Origin of the sequence: Stenotrophomonas maltophilia (genome assembly GCF_900186865.1) — a bacterium.
GTDB lineage: Bacteria > Pseudomonadota > Gammaproteobacteria > Xanthomonadales > Xanthomonadaceae > Stenotrophomonas > Stenotrophomonas maltophilia.
Map to the genome: position 1 here is coordinate 891642 of NZ_LT906480.1, position 10943 is coordinate 902584.

The window sequence follows — 10943 nt, forward strand, 5'->3', positions numbered from 1 at the left end:
GGGGGTTTCCTGTACCGACATTGGCCGGGCACTTACAGCGCGCTGCCACCGAACTTGCGGGTGTACTGCAGGTTGATGGTACGGCCGACGCTGTCGAACCAGGACACGTCGTAGTAGGGATACGCGGTGTAGGTGGCATCCTTCGGCGGCATCTTGTTGAACACGTTGACCAGCGACAGCGACAGGCGCGAATGGTCGTCGAAGCGATACTGCACCGAGGCGTTGTAGCGGTAGGTCGCCTTCACGTAGGGGCTGTCACCGCTTTCCCAGTCGAACGACTGGTCGTAGTTGTCCGAGGTCGGCAGCTTGCCCAGGCGCGAACCGTAGACCGTGGCCGACCACGCGTCCTTTTCCCAGGTCACGCTCAGGCTGGTCTTGGTGCGCGGGATGTCGAATCCGCTGTTGACCGCGAACTGGTCCAGGGTCGGATCGCCGGGGTAGCGCTGGAAATCGTGCTTCTTCACCCAGGTGTGGGTGCCATTGAGGATGAAGTCGCCGATACCGGTCTGCAGGCGGTAGCGCAGGCCGACGTCGATGCCGGAGGTCGACTCGCGGGCGACGTTGATCGGCGCCACGCGCACGCCGTACAGGCGGCCGTCGCTGGTACGGGTGATGCGGTCGAGCGCGTCCACGCAGGTCGGCGAATTGATGTCGGCACTGCCGAGTCGGCAGTTCGCTTCGTTGGCCAGGAGGGTGCGCACATCCATGTCCTGCACCTGCTTGCGCATGTCGATGTCGAACCAGTCCACCGACAGGTCCAGGCCGATCGCCGGCGACCAGACCAAGCCTGCACTCCACGAGGTGCTGGTTTCCGGGTCGAGCTGGCGGTTGCCGGTGCGGCTGCGGATCAGGTTGCGCTCGTAGTCGGAACAGTCGCTGGCGCCATCGGCGCGGCAGCTGTACAGGTCTTCGGCGGTGGTCTCGTCGTTGCCCGGTCCGGCGAACACGTAGTGCAGGTCCGGCGCGCGGAACGCGGTGCCATACGAACCGCGTACCAGCAGCGTGTCGATCGGGCGCCATTCCAGACCGCCGCTCCAGGTCGCCTTACCGATGGTGTTGCCGGAATAGCGGTACTGGTCGTAGCGGCCGGCCACGCTCAGGTTGACCGTCTCGTGCAGCGGCATGCGCAGCTCGGCGGCGGTCGCCCAGCGGTTGCGCGAGCCCTGGCCGTCCGAATCCTTCCAGCTGTAGTAGTAGTACTGGGTGGCCAGCGGATCGGGATTCAGCGCATAGGCCTGCTGGCCCACTTCCACGGTCGCGGCGAACCCGGCATCACCGCCCGGCAGGCCGAACAGCGCGGAATTGGTCAGCGTGAATGCAGCCGTCTCGGTGCGCGACTTCGGCGAATAGGTAGTGCGTGCGGCAATCGAATCGTACTCGGCGCGGGTCAGCGGCCGGTACAGCCGCGACGGGTCCGCGTTGTAGATCGGGAAACCGTCGTCGTCCACGCCCAGCTGCGGGCCCAGGAACAGGTCATTGGCCTTGGCGGCGATGATCTGCGCCCAGCTGATCCGCGACTGGTACTGAGAATGGCTCAGCGCCGCTTCGTAGTCCCAGTTGCCGGCCAGATTGCCTTTGAAGCCGGTGGTCACGCTGAAGGTCTTCTGCGTGCTGCGTACCATCGCATTGCGCAGGCCCCCCATTTCCTCGGGTGAGAACTGGCGCTGCCAGAACTCGATCTCGCCGGTGGCCTGGTTGTTGAAATAGCCCGACTCATCGCCATTGGCGTCCATGCGGCCCCACTTGGTGACGTCGCGCATCAGCGACATCGTGTGGTAGCCCAGCTGCACATCGGCGAACCATTGCTGGCCGTTGTCGAAGTCGTAGCTCAGCGAGGCGTAGCCATTGGCGCCGCGGCGCTTGCTGAGGATGGTGCCGTAGCCGATCGAGCTGTCGCTGCCGCAGTAGTAGCCGTAGCGCGGGCGGTAGGCGCGGTAGGTGCTGCCCTGGTTCTGCCCGGCCAGCGCTTCGCAGGTGGCCGCGCCCGGATCCAGGTAGTCGTCGTTGTAGTCCGTACGCAGGTAAGCGCGGCGGGCGATGCGCGAGCCCTCGCTGGGGCCGTCCTGGGTCGAATCCTGGATGTCGCGCTCATAGGCCCACAGCGGGGTCTGCGACTGCAGCTCGACGCTGTACACGGCGTTGAAGTTGCCGCGGCTGAAGCCGCTGGCCAGGCTCATGTCGAACGACTCGCCACCGCCTTCGCTGGTGGTGCCCATGCGCATGTCGATCGTGGTGCTGTCGGCCTTCTTCTTCAGGATGAAGTTGACCACGCCGGCGATCGCGTCCGAGCCGTAGATGGCCGAGGCGCTGCCGGTCAGCACTTCGATGCGCTCGATCATCCCCAGCGGGATGTTGGAGACATCGGTGAAGTTGCTGCGGCCCTTGAACGGCATCGGGAAGTCGGCGATGCGGCGGCCATTGACCAGCACCAGCGTGTGGTTCGGGCCCAGGCCGCGCAGGTCCACCTGCTGGGCGCCCGGCGAGAAGTCGGCGCCGCTGGAAGACTGCTGGCTCTGGGTCTCACCGCCGTTCTGGGTCATTGCACGCAATACGTCCGGCACGCTGGTGAAGCCGCTGGAGCGGATCTGTTCGGCGTTGATCACCGTGATCGGGGCGGGGCCTTCCACCTGGGCGCGCGGAATGCGCGAACCGGTGACCTGCACCGCATCCAGTTGTTGAACCGAGGAGGAAGCCGGTGCCTGGGCCGCCGCGGAAGCAGCCACGCCCATCAACGCCAGCTGGATCGACCACGCCATCGCCTTTCTACGCATGAGGAATTCTCGGAAATGAAGCCGGCCCGCAGAGGAGGGGCCCTGTCCCCCATTCAGATTTCCGGAACGGGCGCGCGCATTTAACGCCTTTTTCATGTCCTTGACTACTGGGTCCCTATCTGGCAAAGAGTGGAAACGCTTGCAAGTCGATTTTGTTCAGGGAGATCAAGATGCGACGCCTCCATCGGACCCTGCGTGCCCCCTTCGCCTGGCTGGCGCTGCTGGTCTTGGCCGTGCCGTTGGTCGCCCTTGCGCAGGACCTGCAGGGCCCGGGCTTCGCCTACTACGAAGCCGGCGATCTCGACGCGCCCCGGCCCGGTCCGCGCGCACCGGCCATGATGCTGATGGGCGGTGGCGAATGGGTGCCGGAGGCCTTCCACTGGTGGCTGAAGCAGGCTGGCAATGGCCGCGTGCTGATCCTGCGCGCTTCTGGCAGTGATGAGCTGCAGGACCGCCTGTACCGCGAGATCGGCGGTACCACCGCAGTGCAGACGCTGGTGTTCGACAGCCGCCGCGGCGCCGACGATCCGGCCGTGCTGCGCGTGGTTGCCGCAGCTGATGCCATCTTCATTGCCGGTGGTGACCAGTCGCGCTACATCCGCTTCTGGAAGGGCACTGCGCTCAACCGCGCGCTGAACGCCCACGTGCGCGCTGGCAAGCCGATTGCCGGTACCAGTGCGGGGCTCGCCATCCTCGGTGGCTATGCCTACGGCGCGATGGACGGCGGCAGCATCACCTCTGCCGGTGCCCTGGCGGACCCGATGGGCAGCGCGGTGACCATGGACAGCGGCTTCCTGCAGATGCCCTACCTGCAGCGCGTGGTCACCGACACCCACTTCGACAAGCGGGACCGGCTCGGTCGCCTGATCGTGTTCGTGGCGCGCGCCGCACAGGACAGCGGCGACCCCGACATCGTCGGCATCGGCGTCGACGAGGACACCGCCCTGTGCGTGGAGCCCGATGGCCAGGCGCAGGTCTACAGCGCTGATGGCGAGGGCAAGGTCTGGGTGGTCAGCCCCGGTCGCGATGCCGACCGCCTGGTCGAGGGCGAGCCGCTGCGCTTCCGCGCGGTGCCGGTAACGGTGGTCGCCAGCGGCAGCCGCATGCGCCTGGATGACGTCCAGGCCGAGGCCGACTACCAGGCCGTGGCCGACGTCAGCGACGGTGAGCTTGAGTTCACGCTTCGGTAGTGCCGGCCGCTTGCCGGCAACCCACATTCCCTGATGCGCCCCTCGCCGGCCAGCGGCCGGCACTACCCTGCAATCCATTCCCCGTTACTGCTGGAGACGTATCCGATGAAACTGCGCCTGGCGCTGTCTGCGCTGCTGTCCCTGCCCATGCTTGCCCAGGCCGCACCGGCCGCTTCACCGCTGCTGGTCATCCACGGCGGCGCCGGTGTCGAGCGCAAGGACCTGTCGCCGGCCGAGGAAAAGGCCGCACGTGACGCGCTGCGGGCGGCACTGCTGAAGGGTCATGCGGAACTGGCGGCGGGGCGCCCCGCGCTGGCCGCAGTCACCGCCGCGATCACCGTGCTGGAGGACGATCCCACCTTCAACGCCGGCAAGGGCGCAGTGTTCACCCACGACGGCCACAACGAGCTGGATGCGGCGGTCATGGATGGCGCGAACCAGGCGGCGGGCGCGGTGGCGGGCGTGCAGCGGGTGCGCAACCCGATCCTGCTGGCGCAGACCGTGATGCAGAAATCCCGCCACGTGATGATGGTCGGGCAGGGCGCCGAAGCCTTCGCGGCCGAGCAGGGCATTCCTCTGGTCGATCCCTCCTACTTCCGTACAGAGAAGCGCTGGCAGCAGCTGCAGCGCGCGCTGAAGGAAGAGGCCAGCGGCCAGGCGCATGCCGACCTGGAGACTGCAAAGCACTTCGGTACCGTTGGTGCGGTCGCATTGGACGCGCAGGGACATCTGGCCGCCGGCACCTCCACCGGGGGCATGACCAACAAGCGTTACGGCCGGGTCGGTGACTCGCCGATCATCGGTGCCGGCACCTGGGCCGACGCACGCTGCGCGGTGTCCGGCACCGGGTGGGGCGAGTACTACATCCGCACTGCGGCCGCGCACGAGATCTGCGCGCGCATGCGCTACCAGGGGCAGAGCCCGGAGCAGGCCGGCAAGGGCGTGATCAACGAGACGATTCCGCAGATGGGCGGCGACGGCGGTGCGATCGTGCTCGGCGCAGACGGAAAAATGGCCACGCCGTTCAACACCCAGGGCATGTATCGGGGCTGGATCGGCGGCGACGGCGTCCCTCATGTCGCAATTTTCGCCAACGAGACCCTGCCGGTTCCCGGGCAATAACCTTGCGTATCAATGGGTTTGCGACAGCGTGTGAAAAAAATGGAAAAAAGCGTTGACAGCCCCCCGTCCCATCAGCAGAATAAGCGGCTCACCACCACACACCGCAACGCTTCGGCGGCAACGGAATGGGGTGGTAAGGAGGGATACCCAAGCGGCCAACGGGGGCAGACTGTAAATCTGCTGGCTTACGCCTTCGGTGGTTCGAATCCACCTCCCTCCACCAGTTTCACGTTGTGACATTCCCGGCGCGGGAGTAGTTCAATGGTAGAACCTCGGCCTTCCAAGCTGATGGTGCGGGTTCGATTCCCGTCTCCCGCTCCATTGAATGAACTTTGAATATTATCGAGTTCATGTCATAATGCAAAACTCGGCTCACGTAGCTCAGTCGGTAGAGCACTTCCTTGGTAAGGAAGAGGTCGAAGGTTCGATTCCTTTCGTGAGCACCATCTTAAGCATCACCTCTCAGACGAATTCGAGATAAGCAGCCATGGCCAAGGGTAAGTTCGAGCGCACCAAGCCGCACGTCAACGTCGGCACCATCGGTCACGTCGACCACGGCAAGACCACGCTGACCGCCGCACTGACCAAGATCGGTGCCGAGCGCTTCGGTGGCGAGTTCAAGGACTACTCCTCGATCGACGCCGCTCCGGAAGAAAAGGCTCGTGGTATCACGATCTCGACCGCGCACGTCGAATACGAATCCCCGGTCCGTCACTACGCCCACGTCGATTGCCCGGGCCATGCTGACTACGTCAAGAACATGATCACCGGTGCCGCCCAGATGGATGGCGCGATCCTGGTGTGCTCGGCCGCTGACGGCCCGATGCCGCAGACCCGCGAGCACATCCTGCTGTCGCGTCAGGTCGGCGTGCCGTACATCGTCGTGTTCCTGAACAAGGCCGACATGGTGGACGACGCCGAGCTGCTCGAGCTGGTCGAGATGGAAGTGCGCGAGCTGCTGAGCAAGTACGACTTCCCGGGCGACGACACCCCGATCATCGCTGGTTCGGCCCGTCTGGCGCTGGAAGGCGACCAGAGCGACATCGGCGTGCCGGCCATCCTGAAGCTGGTCGACGCCCTGGACAGCTGGATTCCGGAGCCGGAGCGCGCGATCGACAAGCCGTTCCTGATGCCGGTGGAAGACGTGTTCTCGATCTCGGGCCGCGGCACCGTGGTGACCGGTCGTATCGAGCGCGGCGTGATCAAGGTTGGCGACGAAATCGAAATCGTCGGCATCCGTCCGGTGCAGAAGACCACCGTGACCGGCGTTGAAATGTTCCGCAAGCTGCTGGACCAGGGTCAGGCAGGCGACAACGCTGGCCTGCTGCTGCGCGGCACCAAGCGTGACGACGTCGAGCGTGGCCAGGTCCTGGCCAAGCCGGGTTCGATCAAGCCGCACACCAAGTTCGAAGGCGAAGTCTACGTCCTGTCGAAGGACGAGGGCGGTCGTCACACCCCGTTCTTCAACGGCTACCGTCCGCAGTTCTACTTCCGCACCACCGACATCACCGGCGCAGCTGCTCTGCCGGAAGGCGTCGAAATGGTGATGCCGGGTGACAACGTCAAGATGGTCGTCACCCTGATCAACCCGGTGGCAATGGACGAAGGCCTGCGCTTCGCCATCCGCGAAGGCGGCCGTACCGTCGGCGCCGGCGTGGTCTCGAAGATCATCGAGTAAGCCTGCAGTACCGGTGGTTGCATAGCGCCGCCGGTTACGCGAATGGCGGGCCGGGAACCTCGGTCCGCCTTCGCCGTCTAAGGGAAGGCAAGTTTCAACACGTACGCCAGTAGCTCAATTGGCAGAGCAGCGGTCTCCAAAACCGCAGGTTGGGGGTTCGAGTCCCTCCTGGCGTGCCATCTGCCCACCTTATCCAGCGGCCTGGGCCGCTAAAGCAGACACAGCCGGATGAATAGCAAGATCGAACACTCCAAGGACAACTCCGCCAACGGCGGGGATATCGTCAAGTACGTCGCCGCATCGCTGCTGGTGCTGGCCGGTCTGTTCGTCTGGTTCTGGTTCTCCGCCGACTCCGGTCGCGCCACCCAGCTGGGTGCGTGGGCGGGTCAGCTGCGTGCGTTGGCGGTCGTGGTCGGTCTGGTTGGCGGTATCGGCGTGTTCATGCTGACCGGCAAGGGGCGCGACACCCGCGAATTCCTCTCCGAGTCGCGCTTCGAACTGCGCAAGGTGGTCTGGCCGACGCGCCAGGAAGCCATCCGCATGACCTGGGTCGTGATGGTGGTGGTGACCATTCTCAGTCTGTTGCTGGGTGGGTTCGATTACGTCATTCAGTGGCTGGTTCAGTTGTTCCTGAGCCGCTAAGGAGAATTGCATGAAGCGTTGGTACGTCGTTCACGCCTATTCGGGCTTCGAGAAGTCGGTGGCGCAGGCTCTGCGCGATCGCATCGTCCGTGACGGCATGGAAGAGCGCTTCGGCGATGTCCTGGTCCCGACCGAAGAAGTGGTCGAGATGCGCGCTGGCCAGAAGCGCCGCTCCGAGCGCAAGTTCTTCCCGGGTTACGTGCTGGTCCAGATCGAGACCCACGAAGAAGCCGGTATTCCGCGCATCGACAACGAAAGCTGGCACCTGGTCAAGGAAACCCCGCGCGTGATGGGCTTCATCGGCGGCACCGCCGACCGTCCGCTGCCGATTGCCGATTCCGAGGCCGAAGCCATCCTGAACCGCGTTCAGGAAGGTGTCGAGAAGCCGCGCCCGAAGGTGCTGTTCGAGCCGGGCCAGATGGTCCGCGTCACCGACGGCCCGTTCAACGATTTCAATGGCGTCGTCGAAGAGGTCAACTACGAGAAGAGCCGTCTGCGCGTCTCGGTGCTGATCTTCGGTCGTGCCACTCCGGTCGAGCTCGAGTTCGGCCAGGTCGAAAAGGCCGTCTGATCCAGCTGTAGAGTCGAGCTTGCTCGACTTTGCTGATCGGTCGAGCAAGCTCGACTCTACGGAACCAGGAACCGGGCCTTGCCCGGTTTCGTCCGTTTATATGCTGCTTCAGGCATGTGAAGAAAAAACCTGATATAGTGCGCGGCTCCCCGCTGGGAAGCCAGCAGGACGAGGCCGCCGCAAAGTGGCCTTCAGCATGATTTCAAAACGCGATGCCGGGACGCGTGATTCCCGGTCCGATGGGGAGCCTGTTGTCGAAAGGCGCTAGCACCCGGAGAGTACTCACATGGCAAAGAAAGTTGTCGGTTACATCAAGCTGCAGGTGAAGGCCGGTCAGGCCAACCCCTCGCCGCCGGTCGGTCCTGCGCTGGGTCAGCGCGGTCTGAACATCATGGAATTCTGCAAGGCGTTCAACGCTGCCACGCAGAAGCTCGAGCCGGGTCTGCCGGTTCCGGTGATCATCACGGCCTACTCGGACCGTACGTTCACCTTCATCACCAAGAGCACCCCGGCCACCACCCTGCTGAAGAAGGCCGCTGGCATCTCGTCGGGCTCCAAGCGCCCGAACACCGAGAAGGTCGGCAAGGTCACCCGTAAGCAGCTGGAAGAGATCGCCAAGGCGAAGGAACCGGATCTGACTGCCGCCGATCTGGACGCCGCCGTGCGTACCATCGCTGGCTCTGCCCGTTCCATGGGCCTCGTGGTGGAGGGTTAATAAGATGGCACAGACCAAGCGTGAGAAGGCCATCAAGGCCGCCGTCGTTCCGGGCAAGGCATACGCCTTCGAGGACGCGATCAACATCCTGAAGAGCGCCACCAAGGCCAAGTTCGTCGAGTCGATCGACGTCGCTGTGCGCCTGGGCGTCGATGCGAAGAAGTCCGACCAGCAGGTCCGTGGCTCCACCGTGCTGCCGGCCGGTACCGGCAAGTCGGTCCGCGTCGCCGTGTTCGCTCCGGCCGGTGCCAAGGCTGATGAAGCCCTGGCCGCTGGCGCCGAAGCCGTCGGTATGGATGATCTGGCCGAGAAGATGCAGGCCGGCGATCTGAACTACGACGTCGTCATCGCGACCCCGGACGCCATGCGCGTCGTCGGTAAGCTGGGCACCGTGCTGGGCCCGCGCGGCCTGATGCCGAACCCGAAGGTCGGCACCGTTTCCCCGAACCCGGGTGAAGCCGTGAAGAACGCCAAGTCGGGTCAGGTCCGTTACCGCACCGACAAGGCCGGCATCATCCACTGCACCATCGGCAAGGCCGACTTCGCCGAAGACGCGCTGAAGTCGAACCTGACCGCGCTGCTGCTGGACCTGATCAAGGCCAAGCCGGCCACCTCGAAGGGCACCTACCTGCAGAAGGTTTCGGTCAGCTCGACGATGGGCCCGGGCGTCACCGTCGACCAGTCGTCGCTGACCCTGAAGTAATTGTTTCAAGCGGTCACGGTACCTTCGGTGCCGTGACCGTGACATTTGAAGGCATCGTTGGCAGTGCATCGCCCGCGGTAGCCGTCAAAGACCGCAGGCGCGGTCGTGGCAATACCGGCGACGGGCACGGAAGCTCGATCTGGCAAGGAGTCGCCGCCGGAGCAGTCATGAGCGCTTAATCGATTCCCCGGAATCACCCTGCGTAGATGGTGCCCTTCTGGAGTTTTTCTGGTTCACGCACGTCTGGGATTTCCCTGATTGCCTCCAGGTCTGGAACGGCCCACCCCCGGAACATCATCCCGATGTTCCCGGCGTCCAGGACGGATGCCGCACAGGACCGCACACGGCAGGAGCCGTAAGCGGAGTTCAATAGGAGGAGTGCAATGGCTCTCAATCTGTCCCAGAAGCAAGAAGTAGTCGCCGAGCTGGCAGACGTCGCCGCCAAGGCCCACTCCTTGATCGCAGCCGAATACGCTGGCACCACGGTCGCCCAGATGACCGCGATGCGCAAGCAGGCTCGTGAAACCGGTGTTTTCTTGAAGGTTGTCAAGAACACCCTGGCTTCGCGCGCCGTTGAAGGCACCGAGTTCGCAGTCGCCCAGGACCAGATGGTTGGTCCGCTGCTGTACGCGTTCTCGCTCGAGGAGCCCGGCGCTGCCGGTCGCCTGATCAAGGAAGCCGCCAAGGGCAACGACAAGCTGAAGGCTAAGGTCGTCGCCATCGGTGGCGAAGTGTTCCCGGCAAGCCACGTCGACGTGCTGGCCTCGCTGCCGACCCGCGACCAGGCCCTGGCCATGCTGGCCCGCGTCCTGACCGAGCCGGTCACGATGTTTGCCCGCGCCATCAAGGCCGTTGGCGAGAAGCAGGGTGGTGGCGACGTCGCCGCCGACGCTGCCGAACCGGCCGCCGAGACCGCCTGAGTTTCGACTTACCGTGGTTCCTGACGGAACCTCAACCCAGAAAATCATCCAAAGGTATTAATCATGTCCCTTACCAACGAACAGATCGTCGACGCCATCGCCGAGAAGTCCCTGATGGAAGTGATGGAGCTGGTCAAGGCCATCGAAGAGAAGTTCGGCGTCTCCGCCGCTGCTCCGGTTGCCGTGGCTGCTGCCGCTGGCCCGGCCGCTGCTGTTGAAGAGCAGACCGAGTTCACCGTCACCCTGAAGTCGGCCGGCGACAAGAAGGTCGAAGTCATCAAGGCCGTCCGCGCCATCACCGGCCTGGGCCTGAAGGAAGCGAAGGACCTGGCCGAAGCCGGTGGCGTCCTGAAGGAAGGCGCTTCGAAGGAAGACGCCGAGAAGATGAAGAAGGACCTGGAAGCTGCTGGCGCGACTGTCGAAGTCAAGTAAGCAGTTACCTTGCATCGTCACCGATTCACGGCGATGCAGCCAAGGCTGGGGGCGTAAGCCCCCGGCCTTTGGTCGTTGTTGCGGTGTCGGTAGGGTCGACTGTTGGTCGACTGCTGTGAAGGAAGTCGACTAACAGTCGACTCTACCGTTTCAAATGCAGCAAAAAGCCCAACACGGGCTGCAGTCAAACCCCGCCGGC

10 protein-coding genes and 4 tRNA genes are annotated in these 10943 nt (G+C 64.3%); 13 read left to right on the plus strand and 1 reads right to left on the minus strand.

Annotation, left to right across the window (positions count from 1 at the left end; all coding sequences use genetic code 11):
- Positions 1-32 precede the first annotated feature (32 nt).
- Complete coding sequence (locus CKW06_RS04120) at positions 33-2771, minus strand: TonB-dependent receptor plug domain-containing protein (protein WP_024957320.1); 2739 nt, start codon at positions 2769-2771, stop codon at positions 33-35.
- A gap of 170 nt (positions 2772-2941) precedes the next feature.
- Here CKW06_RS04120 and CKW06_RS04125 point away from each other — a divergent pair, with 170 nt between their 5' ends.
- The 13 genes from CKW06_RS04125 to rplL all read left to right on the plus strand — a co-directional run bounded on the left by CKW06_RS04125 (position 2942) and on the right by rplL (position 10744).
- A complete protein-coding gene (locus CKW06_RS04125) occupies positions 2942-3961 on the plus strand; it encodes a cyanophycinase (protein ID WP_005408200.1) in 1020 nt (339 codons plus the stop codon).
- A 105-nt stretch (positions 3962-4066) separates the two neighbouring features.
- Positions 4067-5083 carry an isoaspartyl peptidase/L-asparaginase family protein gene (locus CKW06_RS04130; RefSeq protein WP_024957319.1) on the plus strand — a complete coding sequence of 339 codons (1017 nt, stop codon included), beginning with the start codon at positions 4067-4069 and terminating at the stop codon, positions 5081-5083.
- 137 nt (positions 5084-5220) lie between these two features.
- Positions 5221-5306, plus strand: a tRNA-Tyr gene (locus tag CKW06_RS04135).
- A 24-nt stretch (positions 5307-5330) separates the two neighbouring features.
- Positions 5331-5404, plus strand: a tRNA-Gly gene (locus tag CKW06_RS04140).
- A gap of 49 nt (positions 5405-5453) precedes the next feature.
- Positions 5454-5529: transfer RNA gene (locus tag CKW06_RS04145), tRNA-Thr, on the plus strand.
- A 41-nt stretch (positions 5530-5570) separates the two neighbouring features.
- Positions 5571-6761 (plus strand): elongation factor Tu, encoded by a 1191-nt coding sequence (gene tuf / locus CKW06_RS04150; RefSeq protein WP_004154360.1) that lies wholly within the window; start codon positions 5571-5573, stop codon positions 6759-6761.
- Positions 6762-6864: 103 nt separating this feature from the next.
- Positions 6865-6940: transfer RNA gene (locus tag CKW06_RS04155), tRNA-Trp, on the plus strand.
- Between the two features lie 49 nt (positions 6941-6989).
- Positions 6990-7403: a preprotein translocase subunit SecE gene (secE, locus tag CKW06_RS04160; protein ID WP_005408202.1), complete on the plus strand. Its 414-nt coding sequence runs from the start codon at positions 6990-6992 to the stop codon at positions 7401-7403.
- Between the two features lie 10 nt (positions 7404-7413).
- Complete coding sequence (nusG, locus tag CKW06_RS04165; protein ID WP_004154362.1) at positions 7414-7974, plus strand: transcription termination/antitermination protein NusG; 561 nt, start codon at positions 7414-7416, stop codon at positions 7972-7974.
- Positions 7975-8260: 286 nt separating this feature from the next.
- A complete protein-coding gene (gene rplK / locus CKW06_RS04170; protein ID WP_004145248.1) occupies positions 8261-8689 on the plus strand; it encodes a 50S ribosomal protein L11 in 429 nt (142 codons plus the stop codon).
- Between the two features lie 4 nt (positions 8690-8693).
- Complete coding sequence (rplA, locus tag CKW06_RS04175) at positions 8694-9392, plus strand: 50S ribosomal protein L1 (protein ID WP_004154350.1); 699 nt, start codon at positions 8694-8696, stop codon at positions 9390-9392.
- 383 nt (positions 9393-9775) lie between these two features.
- Positions 9776-10312 carry a 50S ribosomal protein L10 gene (gene rplJ, locus CKW06_RS04185; RefSeq protein WP_005408203.1) on the plus strand — a complete coding sequence of 179 codons (537 nt, stop codon included), beginning with the start codon at positions 9776-9778 and terminating at the stop codon, positions 10310-10312.
- Positions 10313-10375: 63 nt separating this feature from the next.
- Complete coding sequence (rplL, locus tag CKW06_RS04190) at positions 10376-10744, plus strand: 50S ribosomal protein L7/L12 (RefSeq protein ID WP_005408204.1); 369 nt, start codon at positions 10376-10378, stop codon at positions 10742-10744.
- Positions 10745-10943: the final 199 nt, after the last annotated feature.

Bases quoted from the DNA above. Each gene is read 5' to 3' on its own strand.
- CKW06_RS04125 (WP_005408200.1), top strand. From the start codon at position 2,942: ATGCGACGCCTCCATCGGACCCTGCGTGCCCCCTTCGCCTGGCTGGCG.
- rplK (WP_004145248.1), top strand. From the start codon at position 8,261: ATGGCAAAGAAAGTTGTCGGTTACATCAAGCTGCAGGTGAAGGCCGGT.
- CKW06_RS04120 (WP_024957320.1), bottom strand. From the start codon at position 2,771: ATGCGTAGAAAGGCGATGGCGTGGTCGATCCAGCTGGCGTTGATGGGC.
- rplL (WP_005408204.1), top strand. From the start codon at position 10,376: ATGTCCCTTACCAACGAACAGATCGTCGACGCCATCGCCGAGAAGTCC.
- rplJ (WP_005408203.1), top strand. From the start codon at position 9,776: ATGGCTCTCAATCTGTCCCAGAAGCAAGAAGTAGTCGCCGAGCTGGCA.
- nusG (WP_004154362.1), top strand. From the start codon at position 7,414: ATGAAGCGTTGGTACGTCGTTCACGCCTATTCGGGCTTCGAGAAGTCG.
- secE (WP_005408202.1), top strand. From the start codon at position 6,990: ATGAATAGCAAGATCGAACACTCCAAGGACAACTCCGCCAACGGCGGG.
- rplA (WP_004154350.1), top strand. From the start codon at position 8,694: ATGGCACAGACCAAGCGTGAGAAGGCCATCAAGGCCGCCGTCGTTCCG.
- tuf (WP_004154360.1), top strand. From the start codon at position 5,571: ATGGCCAAGGGTAAGTTCGAGCGCACCAAGCCGCACGTCAACGTCGGC.
- CKW06_RS04130 (WP_024957319.1), top strand. From the start codon at position 4,067: ATGAAACTGCGCCTGGCGCTGTCTGCGCTGCTGTCCCTGCCCATGCTT.